Source organism: Streptococcus sp. HMSC065E03 (assembly GCF_001815045.1).
GTDB classification, from domain to species: Bacteria; Bacillota; Bacilli; order Lactobacillales; family Streptococcaceae; genus Streptococcus; species Streptococcus parasanguinis_AD.
In genome coordinates this window covers 34,295-50,966 of sequence record NZ_KV818846.1, presented here as the reverse complement: position 1 = coordinate 50,966, position 16,672 = coordinate 34,295, and the positions used below count along the sequence as shown (strand labels likewise).

Genomic DNA, 16,672 nt, shown 5'->3' with positions numbered 1-16,672 from the left:
GCTTGATTAAACGCGTATCAAAAATAGCTAAACCGAATCCCAGTCCAACAATCGGTGTCATGAGAGGTGAAATTAACATGGCTCCAATAATAACAGCTGTTGAATTCATATTTAGACCGATAGAGGCAATAAAAATTGCACACATCAAAATCGCTGTATCTCTCAATCGAACATGAAGGTCATCGTATAATTTCTCACGGTATTCCCGTGTTGAATAATTGGCAGTCATTTGTCCTCTCCTCTTTCCTTATTTAAATCGGTATAATAATTAATAATAACAGCTGATAAACAGCCAAAAAATATGAGCCCATAAATCGTCAAGAAGACACTGGTAATCCTTCCAATCAAGGTCACAGCTAGGAGATCCCCGTAGCCGACAGTCGTCGAAGTCACAAAAGCATACCAAAGACCGTCTCCGTAATTTGTGATAGCAGGTTCAACTAGGAAAAGCACGCCTCCTGACCCAAAAACAAAGGTCACAAAACTCAGAGCAAACCGAGTAAAACCCGTAACCTGTATAATATGCCATAACATTTTTAAACGTCTCATTTGTTCTCCTTATTCATACTAGCTCCTGACCGAGCCGTTTTTTCCAATAATCAAAGTGAAGATAGGACATGATCTCCATCAGAGAAAGATAGACAAACTGATAGATCTGATTTAAGCTGATTATCAACTGATATTGTTTGAAAAATGACTGGAAGAAAGACCAGATATGACTGTCTTGAATCAGTCCCTTCTTAACATCAGACAGGATATTAGCTAAAGCTCCCAAGGACTGAAACGGTAAATCCTTGACATTTATATAGATCCGGTCCACCACATCATTCAGACTGGTATCTTGGATGGCATGAAATTCTCCAAAGAGAACTCCTGCCGCTCCAAGAGTAGAAACAAATTCCACCAAATAATTTCTGAGGAAATTTTCTCAACCTTTTCCCATAATGTGTTTAGTGCCATCCATAACGATCCCAACCAGAAAAAGGAAAGAAAACAAGCAAAGAAATTTTGCCGTAAATCCCAAAAAGCTTCAAGACTTGGTGTTGTTGGTTTTTCTAACTCTAAAATCAAGATGGTCATAATAATTGCTAGAACAGCATCTGTCAATACAATTAATCTGTCTTTCTTCATCGGATTGCATCCCCTTTCTTTTTTGTAACATTCTATCTTATCGCATAATATTGGATATTCTTTCATAATCCGACTACAAACAAAAATAAACCAAAAAGTCTGTCCCTATTATGCTATATTTAACTCTAGAAGTATTCATCCATCTAATTAATAAATATATCATATTTCACAATAAATGAATACTATCAAAGATTCATCCCCTTTCACTTCATCATTTAGTGTTGCTTAGATTTATCAAAAACAACCAAATTTGTATTAATTTCAAGTATCACCTAGTTACAAAAATTTGGGGTGAACAGAAAAAGCATCCCGTATTTTTGATACGAAATGCTTTCAATAAGTTTAAATAAGTTTTAACGTTTACTAAATTGTGATGCTTTACGAGCTTTTTTCAAGCCTGGTTTGGAAAGTATGGGTTTCAGTTGGACTAAAAACAGCGTATTATCAAGGCTTTTCAGAACGATATCTACTGATTAATTTCATAAAATCTGAATCAATATTTTTAAAATAGGGGAATAGTTTAGGTCTCTAAGCATTAAAATAATACACCTAACTTTGGTCACCGTTTTTTAGTTATTCACTCTTTTTTCGGATAGTGTTTTTAAAGTTATGATGTAAAATGCCGCAATTAAAACACTATACATCATAATCGGAGGATAGAGAATTAAGGATAGAATCAATCCCACTCCTTTAATTATTAGGTCAGGTATCAATAACTTCCTATATTGTGCGGTAGCTTCAAGTAATTCTTTCTGATCTATATTGGGTTTATCAATTACTTTATGTAAAAACCAGTTTACTACCGTTGAAACAATAACGATCAGTCCATAAAAGAGCTGTGCCGTACGATTCATGAAATGACTACTAACTATTCCAGTAGCATAGGGCATAAATGAAACAAAAAATAAAAGATACAAATTCTTTCAAACTTCTCCCTTTTCAATTTGCCTAACTTGACCTGCATTACCTAGGTCGCTTTGCTTTAAATTATACTTTTTTCTTAAACATTTAATACGAGTAGGTATTTCTTGTGAGTAATTTTCATCAAAAAATTTCATATATAATCTCCCTATAATCATGGAAAAGTAGTAAAAATAGTTGTTATCCTAGTTGATTAAAAAAATCTCTGATTTCCTCATCTTTTATAAAATAATATATAATTTTCCCCTCTCTTCTAGTGTCCAAGATGTTTTGATTGGCTAGTTTACGAAGATGGTGGGAGGCAGATGCCATACTGAGATTTAGTAAACAGGCTATATCACAGACACAGAGTTCTTCAACAGCAAGGAGATAAAAGATGATATTTATCTGTTTATTATCGGTAAATTTTGATAAAATGCGAAGTGATTTTTGGACTTTTTCCTTTTCAAGGTAGTTCGTTGCGGTTGTAACATTTTGTTGATTTATAACATCCACTTGACAGATACTATCTTTTTTCATATTTTTTTCTCCTAGCCTAACACAGCCCATAGCATGTCAAAGCTGTTGTTTTCAATCAGGATATACATCCCCAATCCTAAATAGACAACGGCAATAAACCATCTGCTATATTTTTCCAAAGTTTCTCCAACAGAAGGGACTTGTGCTAATTTTTGGGCAGAAAAAACCAAGAGATAAATCATGACTAGAAAAGTAAGTAAAGTCACTATCAAATTCGCTAAATTTAAGGTGGTAAAATATGGGACAAAGACACCAATATTGTCAGCGCCACAACTTGCAAAAGTAATCATAGCGACTAGAAAAATCAGGTTTTTATTGTCTTTTCGCAAACCATCTTTTGCAATAGCTTCTCCATCAGAATCTCCTAAAAGCAAAACTTTGAGGCCTAGGAAAATTGGAATCAAACCGAGTAAGCCTAAAATCTCTTTACTAGGAATATAATTTAAGACAAATGCAAAAAGCAAACTTAGGAATATTAGACTAACAGAGCCTAGAAATTGTCCTAAATAGATGTTAATGATGTCCTTTCTGCTTTTTCTTTTGGCAAAAAATAACATTAGGATAATAAGTAAGTCTACGGCTGTCCCAGAATACAGGATTATTGAAGTAACAATATTTTGAATCATAAAACACCTCATTCAAATATATTTTTGAATGTATTCTAACATTAACCTTTGTAGATGTCAACTTAAAATCCACCAATTAATAATTGCATGTCAATATTTGTATTGTGAAACTAGTTTCAGAAATATATAGTCTTAAAGTATGTCCACTGCCAATGGTTTTTTCAATATTTAAAAGGAGAGAACCAATTTGGTCCTCTCCAGGGTATAATTTTCCATCAACCCACTACAGTTGACAAAGAGCCGTTATTCTCAAATGAGACAACTCCTTTTAGTTTTTATAACCTCAGCTTCTCGGTCTCTTACCTACTTTTAATAGAAAGACTACGAAGGACGATTCTTAAAGTAGTCAGATTGTGCAATATCGAAAGATTAGATGGGCTTAACCAATTTAACAACCCAAATCCAATTAAACTTCCATTTATTACAACTGTTTCTTGAATATTTCTTTGAATTAATTTCTGCAACGATTCAGATAAAGAATTCAATTCCTCGAAGAAATCTAAACGATTATCTAATAATAAAATATCACTCATCTGCTTAGAAATATCAGCACTTTCATTCATCACAACCCCAATATCTGCAAGCGTCAAGGCAGCAGAGTCGTTTAACCCGTCTCCAACCATCAAAATAGTTCGGCCAGCTTTCTGTAATTCCTGAACCAACTGAAACTTACCATCTGGTTTTAAATCAGTATAAACGTTGTCAAATGGCAGATCTTTAACCAACTCTTCTGTTCTAGCCAACGTATCACCAGTTGCCAGAATCAGTTTTTTCCCTTGGCGCTTTAGCTTTTTCAATGCAACTTTCGCCTCGCTTCTCAAGGGAGTGTGGATACAAAACATCCCAATTAATTCTTTCTTATAAGCCAAAAACAATAAATTGTAATGAGTCTTATATTGCTCAATCAAGGCCAGCTGCTCAGAACTAATTCTTACCTGTTCGTCTTGCATTAGTACATAATTTCCAATGACAACCGATTGACCATCAATTTGCGATTTAATCCCTTTGCTTGCAACATACTGAAGCTTGCCATGCATTTCTTCGTGTTCAATGCCTTCAATTTCAGCTTGTTTAACAATTGCATTGGCAATAGGATGATAGATATGTTCCTCCAAACATGCACTTATTCTTAAAATATCTTTCTCAGTATAATCTCCGAAAGGAAGAACCTTTTCAACCAAAGGATAACTCGTCGTGATGGTACCCGTTTTATCAAACAAGAAAGTATCCACTTCCAGATATTTTTCTAATACATCACCATCTTTAATAACCATTTCTCGATTTAGACCTTCCTTTATGGCCGTAAGGTAGGCTACAGGTGTGGATATTTTTAGAGCACATGAAAAATCCACCAATAAAAAGGAAATGGCTTTTGAAAACGAACCTGTTAACAGATAAGTCAAACCAGCACCTAAGAAGTTATATTTTACAACCTTGTCTGCCATCCTAATAAAATGACGTTGTTTTGTCTTCTTACTCTCTTCAGATTTTTTCATCAGATTGATGAGTTGCAAAATACGACTGTTTATCTGATTATCAGTCACACGAATTCTTAACTCTCCTGTTTCCAAAACAGTATTCGCACATACAGAATCTCCCTCTTTCTTTTCAACAGGGAAGCTCTCTCCAGTCAAGGAACTCTCATTGACCATGCCTAATCCTGAAACCACTTGGCCGTCAAACAAGATTTCATTCCCTTGGGAGACAACTAATACATCACCTACTTGAACATCAGAACTCTTGATGCTGATGACCATGTCTCCCCGCACTAAGAAAACATCACTTTCTTTAGCAAGAAGGCTTTGTTCCAAATCTGTTGCTGTTTTTTTTAAAGACCACTGATCCAGATGATTACCCAAATCAAGCATAAACATGATGTTGCTAGCTGTCTTGGATTGGTTCATAAACAAGGACAACAAAATGGCCGAACAGTCCAAGACCTCCATGGTTAGTTCCTTGCGCGCTAAAGTTTGATAGGCTTCTTTGACATAACCCAAAGCCTGATAACAAGTCCAAATATAACGAATAGGGTAGGGTACAAAACTTCGAAACAGCAAACGCTTAATCGCTGCACCCGATACAATTGAATAAGCACTCTCTTCTCTACGAATGGGAAGAGTCATCAAGTCCGAAACTTTCCCCTTGTCAATTTTTTTTAAAAAGGCCTCTGCATTTTCTAATACAGAGAAGCCTTCTTTCATACGTAGAGTAAAGTGCTGCTGATCCATATAAAACTGAATAGAGTCGATCCCTTTTTCATCTTTAGCCAAGGAACGAAGATAATCTTGAATATCCAAGGTCAGTGAAAACGAGGACGATAATCGGATATGTTGATATCCTCTGTGTAGCACTTTAAAAGACATATTATTCACCTGTCAGGCTATCTAATTGTTCTTCTTTCTTTTCCTGTTCGTATAAATATTTAGCGTCTTGTAAAACATCATCACCGTGTTGTTTTACAACAGAAACAGATGCATCCAGTCCATCTTTCAATTTGTAAGCTTTAGCCAAGGCCTTAGAATAGCCTTTCTTAGCTTCTTTACTTGCTAAGACTTTCAAGCCAAGCGTCCCAAATGCTACCCCTCCTAAGAAGAGAGATGATTTTTTCGCAACTTTTGCGACGTTTAATACTTCTTTTAACATGTTTATTTCCTCCTTGTAACTATTGTAGCGAAAAATGACAGCAAAAGCAATTGCTGATATCTGATATATAGATAAAATTCTCTATACTGATATTTAATTATATTATGATGAAAACAATATACTTTATTTTTTGATACTGTAAATAATTATGTGTAAACACTTAAGTAGAGTTACGGAGTGTTAATTAAATAAGCTTTCAAGTGTATCAGAACATTGACCAAACCCTTTATGGATTCGTTGACTTTGCTTGAAATTATAATCTTCAAACAACGTAACTAAGTAACGTTCCAGAGCCTCCTCATTAGGAAAAAGAACCTTCTTTTTCGTTTGATGTTTGATTTCTTTGTTAAGAGACTCAATGAGGTTTGTCGAATACATGCTGTGCCAAATCTGGTAGGGAAACTGATAAAAAGTTAAAAGATTATCCGTCTTCTCCAGACTTTCCATGACTTTCCTATACTTTGGTTTCCATTCGGCGAGAAAGTCCTCTAAAGCTTGTCCTGCCATTTCTAAATTTTCAGCACGATAAATCATTATAAATTGCCCCAGAATAACCGCTCTATCTGCTCGTTTCACTTTACTAGCTAGATTTCGACTAATATGAATTAAGCAACATTGTTGTTTAGCTAATGGGTGAGCCTGACTGATAATCTGCTCAAGCCCCTTAAAGCCATCTGTAACTACAAGAGAAATCTGTTGGATTCCTTGGTTTTGAAGCTTGTCTAACAGGGTGGACCAAGAAGCATTGTTTTCTTGAGGCAACTGTGCATAGCATATCTCTACGCGACTAAAGTCGCTAGAGCTATCCTAATTGCGCACCGCCAGTTCTCATAGAAAAAAACACCTTGCAAGATGCAAAGTGTTTTCGTTTGTATTCTGCTGTCCAGCAACGAATTAACGTTTAGAGAACTGGCTAGCTTTACGAGCCTTTTTCAAGCCTGTTTTCTAGTATTTTTATATCTATTGGCAGATTATCCGACTTATCCCCATCAACATCTGACTCTAACTCAACCTCTGAAGAAATCCTAATATTGCGTACTTTGATATATTCGATATTATTGTTACCTACTAGATCCCCTTTTTAATAAATCTGGGATAGCCGATAATTTAGAAATGATGGATGAATCCTTTAAAATCAAGATATTTCCATATTCATCTGTATTTTCATCAAATAGTTTTTTGTCTGCATAGTAATTGGATAGAAGAACTAAGACCTGAGTAGCTTCACCTTCATAATTGCCATTTTTGCTTTCAAAAGGTAATAATTGCTTGTTCATAGCTTGGCGAATCAGTTGCACCAGCCAAATTAATTGTCTTGACCGACGAATAAAGCGACTTCTTTCAAGGATTCGACCATAAGGAAACAGTTGGCAGATTCTATAAAAGTGTCGATGTGATTCGGCACGCTCATCAGACTCGCTACACAGAGCTGGTACATAATATCTGCTATAATTTTCTGGAAGATTTGGTCAAGCGGTCTTTTAGCCGTGTGACAGGCATACAGGAAAAACACTATTTATTTACTTTTTGCACGGGAGGCTTTAAGATGTTGCTGGACGCCTTTCTTGATAATCACTCAGAGTCGCCAGAGTGTCTGGGCTGGGATATGGCAAAGATATACCGCTGCCTGAAACTGTTCTTTGACGCTGATAAACGCGACATATCAATTAAAATGTCGCACTAAAATGATTGAAAAGTGATTGAAACTGTATTATAATGAACGTATATATTTAGAAAAGAGGTACTAACTATGGAAAACCTAGTAGTTTCAGTCTTTAACACTGAAAGCGAAGCTTATCAGTCCTTTGCGGATTTGAAGGCTTTCCGCCAAACTCAGACGACCAAGGTTGCTCAAATCGCCTTGGTCAAAAATGAAAACGGTCACATCGTTGAAAAAGAACGCTATGACTTTGAAGATTCAACGACGGATGCAACCCTAGAAGGTGGCTTGCTCGGTGCAGTTATCGGGCTTTTGGGTGGTCCTATCGGCGTCTTGTTTGGTTATGGTATTGGCAGCCTCTATGGTTTGGCTGCTGGTGATACCGTTGATACGGCAGAAGCTGGCTTGATTGACGTTGTGTCTCAAAAATTGATCGACGGCGAAACAGCCGTTGTCGCCTTGGTGCAAGAAAACAACGAAGCAGTCATCGATGCTTACTTCACCAAGTACGACACCCAAATCGTGCGTTGGGATGTAGCAACCGTCGTAGCCGAAATCGAAGCAGCTCTGCAAGTCCAAGAAGACCTCTACAACCAGGCACGTGCACAAATGAAGGCTGAACGTAAAGCCGAACGCAAGGCTAAACTTGAAGAATTCAAGGCAAATGTCAAAGCAAAATTTGACAAATTGAAAGCCTAACGTCTAAGCGTCTCATAAATTTAAATGTGACTGAGACGCCATTTAAAATTTATGTGCGTCGGATTCTCACAGTTAAATAATTGCGTTGACAAAGCCGTTACAGCCGTTCTTCCATTCTTTGAAAAGAATGTTTAATAGACAAGAAATCTGGACTAGTATTGGTCTGGATTTTTTTGTGAATATAGAGGTCATAGCTTTTTGACTATGCTTCGTTATAATTAGAAAAATTTTAAGTTTTATCAAGATGAAATCAGTCAGACGAAGACATCCCGAATTAGCACCAGCATCACCACACAAACTAAGACATACTGGTGCTACTCTTGCTAAACAAGCAGGTGTTTCTCTTGAAGCCTTCTCAGAAGCTCTTACTCATAGTGATAAAGAGATTACAAAAACTTACGTTAATATCAAAGATAAAGTCAATCAGACTGTAGGTGATATTGCTTTTCGTAGTTTAAAAAATTGATGGGGTGAATATGGGGTGAATTTTGGGGTGAACTTTGATTTTTTGAAACAAAAAAGACATCCAAGAAATAATTCTTGAATGTCTGTAAACGTTGATAGTATCGTATTGATTAACGTTTTGAGTGCAGCGGTCGCCATCCAATCAAACATCGCTTCGCTTGTTTTCTTGGGGCAACTGTGCATAGCATATCTCTACGCGACTAAAGTCGCTAGAGCTATCCTAATTGCGCACCGCCAGTTCTCATAGAAAAAAACACCTTGCAAGATGCAAAGTGTTTTCGTTTGTATTCTGCTGTCCAGCAACGAATTAACGTTTAGAGAACTGGCTAGCTTTACGAGCTTTCTTAAGACCTGGTTTCTTACGTTCAACTTTACGTGAGTCACGTGTAAGAAGTCCTGCGCGTTTCAATGAATCGCGGAAGTCTGGGTCTACTTGAAGAAGGGCACGAGCGATACCGTGACGGATAGCTCCTGCTTGACCAGCGTATCCACCACCTACAACGTTAACGAAAACGTCGTATGAACCTGCAGTTGAAGTAACTGCGAATGGTTGGTTGATTACAAGACGAAGGTCAGCGTGTGGGATGTACTCTTCAACATCTTTTTTGTTAACAGTGATTTTACCAGTTCCTGGAACAAGGCGAACGCGTGCAACAGCGTTTTTACGACGTCCAGTACCTGCATATTGTGCTTGTGACATACTTTATTGTTCCTTTCCTTAGATAAGTCCTGAAATATCAAGAACTTCTGGTTGTTGTGCAGCGTGAGTGTGCTCAGCTCCAACGAATACTTTCAATTTCATACCTTGAGCGCGGCCAAGAGTATTGTGTGGAAGCATACCTTTAACTGATTTCTCGATCAAACGAACTGCATTTTTAGAACGAAGTTCACCAGCAGAGATTGATTTCAATCCACCTGGGTGGTTTGAGTGAGTGTAGTAGATCTTATCAGTTGCTTTTTTACCAGTCAATTTAACTTTTTCAGCATTGATAACGATTACGAAGTCACCTGTATCAGTGTGAGGTGTGAATGTTGGTTTGTTTTTTCCGCGAAGCACGCTAGCAACAACTGCTGAAAGGCGTCCAAGAGGTACATCAGTTGCGTCAACAACGTACCATTTGCGTTCTACTTGGCCTGGTTTAGCCATGAATGTAGTTTTGTTCATGATTTCTCCTATATGAATGTCGTTTTTGTTTACAGGGCGGATGTTCCGGTCCGCGAGTTATTTGAAAGGTTCCGGGGCCTTACAAATGGGGTAAACAATACCGCCTACTATTGTATCAAAATTCTAAGATAAAAGTCAACCGATTTGGAAAATTATTTGCGATTTTCTTTTCCAATGACAAATCCGATCAAGGAATTCGGGCCGACGTGGGCTGAAATAACCGGTCCAAGAGGCATCACGAGGACTTCATCGATGCCTTCAAGCGCAAGCATTTCTTGCTTCAGTGCTTCGGCTCCTTCTAGATCGTTGGTATAAGATACCAAGGCTGTGCTTTCACCGATATCTGCTTTGATCAGCTCTAGTAATTCTCGGACAGCTTTTTTGCGTCCCCGAACCTTGCTAATTGGGACCAATTTCCCTTCCGCATCAATCCAGAGAATGGGTTTGATGCTAGCCAAACTTCCCATAATTGCAGCACTTTTTGAGAGACGACCTCCACGCATGAGGTGGTAGAGATCATCGACGAGGAAATAGGTTCGCAGTTTTGGCGCTAGGTCCATGATTTCTTCTTTGGCTTCTGCTAATGAACGGCCCGCATCACGCGCAGCTACTGCCCGCATGACCAGATATCCCTCTCCAATCCCAGCAGCCTTCGGATCGACAATCTCGATCACTGCTTCCGGGTAGTCTTCTAAAACCAGGTCTCGTGCCATGACTGCACTCTGGTAGGTCCCAGATAAGACTGATGAAAAGGCCACATAGAGCACGGCTTTCCCTTCTTTGGCAAATTGTTCAAAGGTTTCCTGAAATTGGCCCACATTGACCTGACTGGTTGTCGGTTTGGCCCCATTTTTCATAGCTTCTAAAAGCTCTGGGCTGGTCAATTGACCTTGGCCAACTGTCTGGTAAACCGTCCCATCTAACTCGATGGTTAAGCCAAGAATGGTCACCTGATGTTCCTTGGCCCAGTTCTGATCTAAATCTGCGGTCGAATCGGTTAAAATAGCAAATGTCATTACTTGTCTCCCATCATTTCTTGTAATTGTCGCAATACTTCGTGATCGAGCGGTCGCATGGGCGGTTTTTGATCGTTGACCACTCGCTGCGCCTGATTAAGGTTTCCTTTAACGACTGCGACCCGTTTTTCTAACTCTCTGGCAGATACCCGAAGAGCTCCTTGAGCAAAGACGGTCCATTGCTCATTTAAGTCACTGGTTGCGACCGATACTTGGTGGAGGGGCGTGTTAAGCTCTGCCGCCAAGCGCTCGATATAGTCATCTGCCGTCTCATCCTCACCGGTAAAGACCACCTGAACATTGAACTCCTCATAGGTCTGCCGCACTCCTGGCATATACTGGGCATCAAAGACACAGATGACTTCGATTCCTTCAAAGCTAGCATAGTGACTCAGTTTTTGCAGGAGGATATTGCGAGCTGCATCGAGCTCACTTTTTTGAAAGAGCTGGCGAGTCTCCTGCCAAAAGGCAATCATATTATAGCCGTCAACCAATAAGATTTTTCGTTTCATATCATTGCCTTTCTAGGATTATAGTCGGTTGCGAAAGACCTCATACATAAGAATAGCTGCTGCCACGCTGGCATTGAGGCTTTGCACATGACCATTCATGGGAATGGTAATCATCTCATCGACTTGCTTTTTAATGTTGGCTGAGATTCCTTTTCCTTCATTGCCAATGATCAAGGCTAACTTGCCTGCCGTATTCCACTGGTGCGATGGCGTGCCGTTCATGTCGGTTCCAAAGACCCAGAAACCCTCTTCCTTTAGCTTGTCTAAGGTTTGGCTGAGATTGGTCACACGCGCAATGGGAATGTGTTCCACTGCTCCGGTAGAAGTTTTAGAAACCACTGGGGTTACCCCGACTGCCCGATGCTTAGGAATGATGACGCCTGAGACATTGGTCGCATCAGCTGTCCGTAAGATAGATCCAAGATTGTGCGGATCTGTCAAACCATCGAGAATCAATAAAAGTGGGTTCTCTTCTTGGGCTGTCTGTTTCAGAATCGCTGCCAAGTCTGTGTAAGCAAAGGCTGCCACACGAAGAACAAAGCCTTGGTGGACGGCTCCTTCCGTCATTTCCTGCAGGGTTTTCTTTGGCGTCCAAGAAATCGACACCTTCTTCTCAGCTGCTAAGGCCTTGATTTTGTCGACATTTTTTCCTCGGAGGTCTTCTTGAATATATAATTTATTGCCTGTATTGGCTTGTAAAGCCTCGGTGACTGCGTGGACACCGTATACGATATCGTTATTTTCCATAGAACTAGTATACCACAAGAAAGGAGGATGATGCCAATTCATGATATAATGAAATGAAATCTATCTTAATGAACGAACCAAACTAGAAAGGAAGCCATGCCTCTTTTTCAACGAACCATCAAGCTCACCTTGGCCACCTGTTTAGCAGCGGCCCTTGCTTATGCTCTGGGCTTGACCTATGCCATCTCAGCTGGCGTCATTGCCATCTTGAGTATCTCGGATACGCGTCGCAGCACCATCAAGCAGGCCTACCAGCGCTTTATGTCGACCTTGCTGGCCCTTGCTATCGGAAGTCTCGCCTTTTCCTTTTTTGGATTCAACCTTTGGGCACTGGGAGTCTTTATCGCTCTCTATGTTCCTTGCGCCTTTCTATTGGGTTGGCAGATCGGCATCACGCCAAGTACGGTGCTGGTCACCCATCTCTTGATTGAGCAGTCTACTTCCTGGGGGCTCTTGCTCAATGAACTTGCTCTCTTTTTAATTGGAACCAGCTTTGCCCTGCTGGCCAATCTCTATATGCCTTCGAATCAGGCTGCGATCGATCATTACCATGATGTGGTCGAAGACCAACTAAAGAAGATCCTTGATCGTTTTGCGGAATTTCTTGGTAAAGGGGATGGTCGCAATGATGCTCGCTTGATCAAGGAGTTGGATGGTATCCTAGAGGACGCTTTAAATCTAGTCTATCTGGACCATTCCAACCACCTCTTTCACCAAACCAACTACCATATTCACTACTTTGAAATGCGCAAGCGGCAAAACGATATTCTGCGAGATATGGCAGAAAACGTCAACCGTTGTCAGTTAGCGGCGAGTGAAAGCATAATCCTAGCACAACTATTTAAGAAGACAGCCCAACAGTTAAGTCAGGAAAATCCTGCCCAAGATCTTCTTGATGATATTAGTCAGTATTTAGCGATCTTTCGCGAACGCCCTCTTCCTAAGACCCGTGAAGAATTCGAAACACGCGCCACCTTGCTCCAACTCTTAAGAGACTTAGAAACTTTTATCCAGGTTAAGGTTGATTTTTACCAACAATTCCATGAGGAAACAGAATAGACAAAGAAGCCCTTGCAAGATGCAAAGGCTTTTTTATTCAGGCAGTTGTTGTAAACGCTTTCCTAAAATGGTATACTAGAACTGGAAAATAACTTTTTAAGGAGGGTCTTCTATATGAAGTCTTCGTATAAGAAACATTTGTACACTACAACACTCAGCCTCTCCGCTGCTGTCTTGCTTTCCGTTATCGGTCATGGCCAAGCTTCAGCCGATAGCGTAGAAGCGCCTCAAACGGAACCAAGCACGGTCCTTGAAGCGACACCTACTACTGAGCCACCTGTGACAGCTGATACTGCCAGTCCGGCTACAGCCACAGAAGTAACTCCTGCTAGTCCTGCAGAAACAGCAGCGACTTCTGATGTGGCTTCTACTACAGAAGTTGCGCCAGCCGCTAGTCCAAGCACTAACCGTGCTACAACAACCGCTGACCAAGCGACTCGATTGGCGGATAGCACCATTTATCTCTCTGAAAAGAGTACGATTGATGACAAAGTCCAAGAAAAAGCTCAAGCTGCTGGCAAGATCAACTGGACCTTAGACAATAAGCCTCTCTCTGAGTGGAAAACTTGGGATATGGAGACAGGAACACTGAGCAAGGATCCATTCCTTACGATCACAGAGACCGCAAACGGCAATGATCTGGATCTCCACATTGACGTGCAGGATCTCTTTGGTGAAGATCTCAGTCTTCGTAGCCCAAATAATATTCGCCGGACTTATCGCAATTACATCGGCAACCATGAGCTAGTCGGAACCAATGCAGACTTAGGGATCACCATCAATAAGACCCTTGTTTTTCGACCTTACCAAGACTACCATACACATGAAGAGATGCTAGCTGCTATCGAAAAATCCAAGGAAGAAGCGAAACCCGATCGTTTGGTGCAGCTGGAAACCCTTGGTAAGAGTGCCCAAGGCCGGGATATGAAGATGGGGATCGTGAGCAAGGACCAAGCTAGCATTGATCACTACCTTTCTAGTACCAACCCTACAGGCTTGACCAAGCCAAGCGAAATGCTGGCAGCTCTGAAGGACAAGACCTTGGATTACAAATTACCTGTCTTAGTCCACAACACCCACGCGGATGAACAACCAGGCATTGATATCATCACAGGCCTCTTCAATACTTTTGCGACCAAGGAAAAGGTGACCTTTAACACCACCGATGAAGCTGGAAATGCTAAAACAGTCACGCTAGATATTCCAACCTTGCTCAATAAATTCATCTTCTTATTTGACTTCACGGAAAACCCAGATGGGGATGCTCTCAACCTGCGGGCCCTAGCAAACGGGCTCGATCCAAACCGGGATGCCAGCTACCAAACCAACCCTGAAGTTCGCACGGTTATCCAAATGATCAACAAATGGAATCCAATCGCTCTCTACGACTTACACGGTTTTGTCAAAGAATTCTTGATCGAACCTGCAACTCCACCACATGATCCGAACTTCGAATACGATCTTCTGTCAGATCTGATGCTAGAAAATGCCCATCATATGGGACGGGCAGGAGTTGCCAATTCTAAATACGATAGTTACATCATTCCAAAACTGGATTGGGGCGATGGCTGGGATGACTCCTTCTCTGGCTATACAGGAGTTTATGCTGTCTACCATGGTATCTTAGGCCATACTATCGAAATTCCGGAAGGAAATGAAGAATCCTACAAAGCAGGTCGCAATGCTGTCCTAGGAGGGATTGACTTCCTCAACCAAGATCCGGACCGTCTCCTTGAGATGCGTCTCAACTTCTACCTGCGCGGTCTCAATAAAACCGAAGATCCAAAAGCCGAAAATGAACTGGTCGGCCCAAATGGAGAAATCGTTGGACGTGTGAAAAATGGTCGTCCGAAATTCTTCCCAGACTACTACGTCATCCCAATGAGCCTCGACAAAGACAACGATGCCCAAGAAGCCTTCAATATGATCGACTACTTCAAACGCAATGGTGTCCTCGTCAAGGAACTCAAAGAAGATATTGGCAACTATAAAAAAGGGGACTTAGTCATTGACATGGCCCAAGCCAAACGTGGCTATGCTAACCACATTCTCTACAAGGGTTCCAACGAATCTGCCTGGGCTGCTATGTACGCAGAGTTGCTGGTAAACTTCCCAGATATGAGAGGGTTCAAGTCCGAACCTGTCTTTGCGGATGGTCTTTTCAACGGAAAATTAGGAGAAGTCACCACCACCCGCGCCACTCGTACCTCTGAGATCGATCCAAAAGCTCCTTACTATGTGATCGCAAATACCTCAGCCAGTGCCGTTAAAGCTGTCAACCAGGCCATCGCGCAAGGTAAATCTGTCTATCTAACAGACGATGGCTACATTGTTGACCGCGATACCTTTGCTTCGCTCCTGCCAAACTATGCCATTTATGGTGATGCCCTCTACAAGGTACCAAGCGGCCCAACCTTGAAACCGATGAAGGTCTACTCTCCAAACTACCACTATAATTGGGCTGGAGTAGATGCGCCTGCTCATACTAGTTTGGTCCTTGAAAAATTAGGCTTCCAAATCGTCAATACGCCAGAAGAAGCGGATGTTGTTATTTTGGAAAGCAATCGCTTTGACGCTTCCATTTTTGGCAAGAAACCAACCCTTGTCATTGGTGGGGAAGCCATGCAAAAATTGGAAAAATTGGGAGTTCTTGCAGGATTTGACGCTGAAAAACTAAAAGGCGGTAGTGACTACGAAGGCTTGATGAAAGCCATCATTGATGATCAGGATCCATTGACCAGCGGATACAAGAAGAATACCCTCTTCTACTCCAACTCAGGAAACTGGATTGAAAAGGTTCCAGAGCATTTCAAGACCTTGATGAGCATCGCTCCGAGCGATTATTATATTGCAGGTTGGTGGCCAAATAATGATGTTCTGGCCAACAAAGTCATGGCCATCTCTGGAGAACTGATGGGACAACCACTCTTTGTCTATGCAGGAAATCCAACCAACCGTCAACACCCTGTCCACTTCTTCCGCTGGGTAACCAATGCGATCTTTGGCAACAAGTTAGCAAGCTTGATGGATTACGTTCCAGCTAAAGAACCAGATCAAGTGGTGGTTCCAATTCATAACCAAACAACCAATCCACAGCCAATCTTAGCCAAGAAGGATACTCCTAAAGTCCTCCTTCCACAAAAAGAAATGACAACTAAAAATGAAGAAAGTGTGCAAGCCTTGACTTACCAAGTAGGACAAAGCTTCCAAGAAAGTCCAGCCAAGGCACAATTGCCACAAACTGGAGAAGACACAACCGCACACTTCATTCTTTCAGGCTTCTTGCTAGCCGTTAGCGGCGGCTTCCTCCTCTTGAAAAAGAAAGAAGTTGAGTAAGTTCCAGGTTTAGACCTGGATGACATGAAAAGAACCTTCGCAGATGCGAAGGTTCTTTTTGGATCTAAACTATCTTTCAAAACTTTCCTTAGGTGAGTGCGGACATCAGCGAACTTCTTCGAAGTTCCATGACTTAGTTTTGAGCCTAAGATCTCAAAACTCCCGAGTGTTTG

20 protein-coding genes and 2 pseudogenes are annotated in these 16,672 nt (G+C 40.9%); 4 read left to right on the top strand and 18 right to left on the bottom strand.

Annotated elements, in window-relative coordinates; genetic code table 11:
* From HMPREF3002_RS02535 to HMPREF3002_RS11165, 13 genes and pseudogenes are all read right to left on the bottom strand, one after another.
* The coding region (locus HMPREF3002_RS02535) for a DUF389 domain-containing protein (RefSeq protein WP_141754478.1) at positions 1 to 229 on the bottom strand (229 nt) is incomplete at its 3' end.
* Complete coding sequence (locus tag HMPREF3002_RS02530; protein WP_001253404.1) at positions 226 to 549, bottom strand: potassium channel family protein; 324 nt, start codon at positions 547 to 549, stop codon at positions 226 to 228. The genes HMPREF3002_RS02530 and HMPREF3002_RS02535, both read right to left, overlap by 4 nt.
* A gap of 13 nt (positions 550 to 562) precedes the next feature.
* Positions 563 to 904, bottom strand: coding sequence for a hypothetical protein (locus tag HMPREF3002_RS02525; protein WP_000397556.1), 342 nt, complete (start codon positions 902 to 904; stop codon positions 563 to 565).
* Positions 829 to 1,131, bottom strand: coding sequence for a TMEM175 family protein (locus tag HMPREF3002_RS10590; protein WP_004240734.1), 303 nt, complete (start codon positions 1,129 to 1,131; stop codon positions 829 to 831). Before HMPREF3002_RS10590 ends, HMPREF3002_RS02525 begins: the two co-directional genes overlap by 76 nt.
* Before the next feature lie 569 nt (positions 1,132 to 1,700).
* The gene (locus HMPREF3002_RS02520) at positions 1,701 to 2,021 is read right to left on the bottom strand and encodes a hypothetical protein (protein ID WP_083312642.1); all 321 of its coding nucleotides are present in this window, start codon (positions 2,019 to 2,021) and stop codon (positions 1,701 to 1,703) included.
* Positions 2,022 to 2,054: 33 nt separating this feature from the next.
* Positions 2,055 to 2,189 (bottom strand): hypothetical protein, encoded by a 135-nt coding sequence (locus HMPREF3002_RS11300; protein ID WP_256263195.1) that lies wholly within the window; start codon positions 2,187 to 2,189, stop codon positions 2,055 to 2,057.
* A gap of 43 nt (positions 2,190 to 2,232) precedes the next feature.
* On the bottom strand, positions 2,233 to 2,571 hold the full coding sequence (gene cadX, locus HMPREF3002_RS02515; RefSeq protein WP_000711078.1) for a Cd(II)/Zn(II)-sensing metalloregulatory transcriptional regulator CadX: 339 nt from the start codon (positions 2,569 to 2,571) through the stop codon (positions 2,233 to 2,235).
* Positions 2,572 to 2,582: 11 nt separating this feature from the next.
* Positions 2,583 to 3,197 carry a CadD family cadmium resistance transporter gene (locus HMPREF3002_RS02510; protein WP_002911684.1) on the bottom strand — a complete coding sequence of 205 codons (615 nt, stop codon included), beginning with the start codon at positions 3,195 to 3,197 and terminating at the stop codon, positions 2,583 to 2,585.
* A 299-nt stretch (positions 3,198 to 3,496) separates the two neighbouring features.
* Positions 3,497 to 5,560, bottom strand: a complete 2,064-nt coding sequence (locus HMPREF3002_RS02505) for a heavy metal translocating P-type ATPase (RefSeq protein ID WP_002893754.1) — start codon at positions 5,558 to 5,560, stop codon at positions 3,497 to 3,499.
* A 1-nt stretch (position 5,561) separates the two neighbouring features.
* On the bottom strand, positions 5,562 to 5,840 hold the full coding sequence (locus HMPREF3002_RS02500) for a DUF6110 family protein (protein WP_002893755.1): 279 nt from the start codon (positions 5,838 to 5,840) through the stop codon (positions 5,562 to 5,564).
* 180 nt (positions 5,841 to 6,020) lie between these two features.
* Positions 6,021 to 6,617, bottom strand: a complete 597-nt coding sequence (locus tag HMPREF3002_RS02495) for an IS256 family transposase (RefSeq protein ID WP_256263411.1) — start codon at positions 6,615 to 6,617, stop codon at positions 6,021 to 6,023.
* A 142-nt stretch (positions 6,618 to 6,759) separates the two neighbouring features.
* Positions 6,760 to 7,093: pseudogene (locus HMPREF3002_RS11295) on the bottom strand (diacylglycerol kinase family lipid kinase); the annotation flags it as partial.
* 3 nt (positions 7,094 to 7,096) lie between these two features.
* Positions 7,097 to 7,240 (bottom strand): annotated as a pseudogene (locus HMPREF3002_RS11165) (IS982 family transposase); the annotation flags it as partial.
* Between the two features lie 350 nt (positions 7,241 to 7,590).
* Here HMPREF3002_RS11165 and HMPREF3002_RS02485 point away from each other — a divergent pair.
* Entirely contained in the window at positions 7,591 to 8,199 is a 609-nt protein-coding gene (locus HMPREF3002_RS02485) for a DUF1269 domain-containing protein (protein ID WP_002893760.1), read from the top strand.
* 244 nt (positions 8,200 to 8,443) lie between these two features.
* Positions 8,444 to 8,665, top strand: a complete 222-nt coding sequence (locus tag HMPREF3002_RS02480; protein ID WP_002893762.1) for a tyrosine-type recombinase/integrase — start codon at positions 8,444 to 8,446, stop codon at positions 8,663 to 8,665.
* A gap of 306 nt (positions 8,666 to 8,971) precedes the next feature.
* Here HMPREF3002_RS02480 and rpsI read toward each other — a convergent pair whose 3' ends face one another.
* The 5 genes from rpsI to rlmB form a co-directional block, all read right to left on the bottom strand.
* Positions 8,972 to 9,364, bottom strand: coding sequence for a 30S ribosomal protein S9 (rpsI, locus tag HMPREF3002_RS02475; protein ID WP_002893764.1), 393 nt, complete (start codon positions 9,362 to 9,364; stop codon positions 8,972 to 8,974).
* An 18-nt stretch (positions 9,365 to 9,382) separates the two neighbouring features.
* Positions 9,383 to 9,829, bottom strand: a complete 447-nt coding sequence (rplM, locus tag HMPREF3002_RS02470) for a 50S ribosomal protein L13 (protein WP_002876943.1) — start codon at positions 9,827 to 9,829, stop codon at positions 9,383 to 9,385.
* Between the two features lie 152 nt (positions 9,830 to 9,981).
* Entirely contained in the window at positions 9,982 to 10,845 is an 864-nt protein-coding gene (locus HMPREF3002_RS02465; protein ID WP_070665136.1) for a DegV family protein, read from the bottom strand.
* Positions 10,845 to 11,357, bottom strand: a complete 513-nt coding sequence (locus HMPREF3002_RS02460) for an NYN domain-containing protein (protein WP_003004212.1) — start codon at positions 11,355 to 11,357, stop codon at positions 10,845 to 10,847. Before HMPREF3002_RS02460 ends, HMPREF3002_RS02465 begins: the two co-directional genes overlap by 1 nt.
* A gap of 18 nt (positions 11,358 to 11,375) precedes the next feature.
* Positions 11,376 to 12,104 (bottom strand): 23S rRNA (guanosine(2251)-2'-O)-methyltransferase RlmB, encoded by a 729-nt coding sequence (rlmB, locus tag HMPREF3002_RS02455; RefSeq protein WP_049498028.1) that lies wholly within the window; start codon positions 12,102 to 12,104, stop codon positions 11,376 to 11,378.
* A gap of 96 nt (positions 12,105 to 12,200) precedes the next feature.
* Between rlmB and HMPREF3002_RS02450 the strand changes: the two genes are divergently transcribed.
* Together HMPREF3002_RS02450 and HMPREF3002_RS02445 are read left to right on the top strand one after the other, a co-directional pair.
* The gene (locus tag HMPREF3002_RS02450) at positions 12,201 to 13,163 is read left to right on the top strand and encodes an aromatic acid exporter family protein (RefSeq protein WP_049491663.1); all 963 of its coding nucleotides are present in this window, start codon (positions 12,201 to 12,203) and stop codon (positions 13,161 to 13,163) included.
* Positions 13,164 to 13,277: 114 nt separating this feature from the next.
* Positions 13,278 to 16,499 (top strand): LPXTG-anchored zinc carboxypeptidase, encoded by a 3,222-nt coding sequence (locus HMPREF3002_RS02445; protein ID WP_070665134.1) that lies wholly within the window; start codon positions 13,278 to 13,280, stop codon positions 16,497 to 16,499.
* Positions 16,500 to 16,672: the final 173 nt, after the last annotated feature.

What these genes read in the sequence shown, in the direction of transcription:
- HMPREF3002_RS02530 (WP_001253404.1), bottom strand. Translation starts at nt 549, where the DNA reads ATGAGACGTTTAAAAATGTTATGGCATATTATACAGGTTACGGGTTTT.
- HMPREF3002_RS02465 (WP_070665136.1), bottom strand. Translation starts at nt 10,845, where the DNA reads ATGACATTTGCTATTTTAACCGATTCGACCGCAGATTTAGATCAGAAC.
- rpsI (WP_002893764.1), bottom strand. Translation starts at nt 9,364, where the DNA reads ATGTCACAAGCACAATATGCAGGTACTGGACGTCGTAAAAACGCTGTT.
- HMPREF3002_RS11300 (WP_256263195.1), bottom strand. Translation starts at nt 2,189, where the DNA reads ATGAAATTTTTTGATGAAAATTACTCACAAGAAATACCTACTCGTATT.
- HMPREF3002_RS10590 (WP_004240734.1), bottom strand. Translation starts at nt 1,131, where the DNA reads ATGAAGAAAGACAGATTAATTGTATTGACAGATGCTGTTCTAGCAATT.
- HMPREF3002_RS02500 (WP_002893755.1), bottom strand. Translation starts at nt 5,840, where the DNA reads ATGTTAAAAGAAGTATTAAACGTCGCAAAAGTTGCGAAAAAATCATCT.
- rlmB (WP_049498028.1), bottom strand. Translation starts at nt 12,104, where the DNA reads ATGGAAAATAACGATATCGTATACGGTGTCCACGCAGTCACCGAGGCT.
- HMPREF3002_RS02485 (WP_002893760.1), top strand. Translation starts at nt 7,591, where the DNA reads ATGGAAAACCTAGTAGTTTCAGTCTTTAACACTGAAAGCGAAGCTTAT.
- HMPREF3002_RS02450 (WP_049491663.1), top strand. Translation starts at nt 12,201, where the DNA reads ATGCCTCTTTTTCAACGAACCATCAAGCTCACCTTGGCCACCTGTTTA.
- HMPREF3002_RS02480 (WP_002893762.1), top strand. Translation starts at nt 8,444, where the DNA reads ATGAAATCAGTCAGACGAAGACATCCCGAATTAGCACCAGCATCACCA.
- HMPREF3002_RS02510 (WP_002911684.1), bottom strand. Translation starts at nt 3,197, where the DNA reads ATGATTCAAAATATTGTTACTTCAATAATCCTGTATTCTGGGACAGCC.
- HMPREF3002_RS02505 (WP_002893754.1), bottom strand. Translation starts at nt 5,560, where the DNA reads ATGTCTTTTAAAGTGCTACACAGAGGATATCAACATATCCGATTATCG.
- HMPREF3002_RS02460 (WP_003004212.1), bottom strand. Translation starts at nt 11,357, where the DNA reads ATGAAACGAAAAATCTTATTGGTTGACGGCTATAATATGATTGCCTTT.
- HMPREF3002_RS02520 (WP_083312642.1), bottom strand. Translation starts at nt 2,021, where the DNA reads ATGCCCTATGCTACTGGAATAGTTAGTAGTCATTTCATGAATCGTACG.
- HMPREF3002_RS02445 (WP_070665134.1), top strand. Translation starts at nt 13,278, where the DNA reads ATGAAGTCTTCGTATAAGAAACATTTGTACACTACAACACTCAGCCTC.
- cadX (WP_000711078.1), bottom strand. Translation starts at nt 2,571, where the DNA reads ATGAAAAAAGATAGTATCTGTCAAGTGGATGTTATAAATCAACAAAAT.
- rplM (WP_002876943.1), bottom strand. Translation starts at nt 9,829, where the DNA reads ATGAACAAAACTACATTCATGGCTAAACCAGGCCAAGTAGAACGCAAA.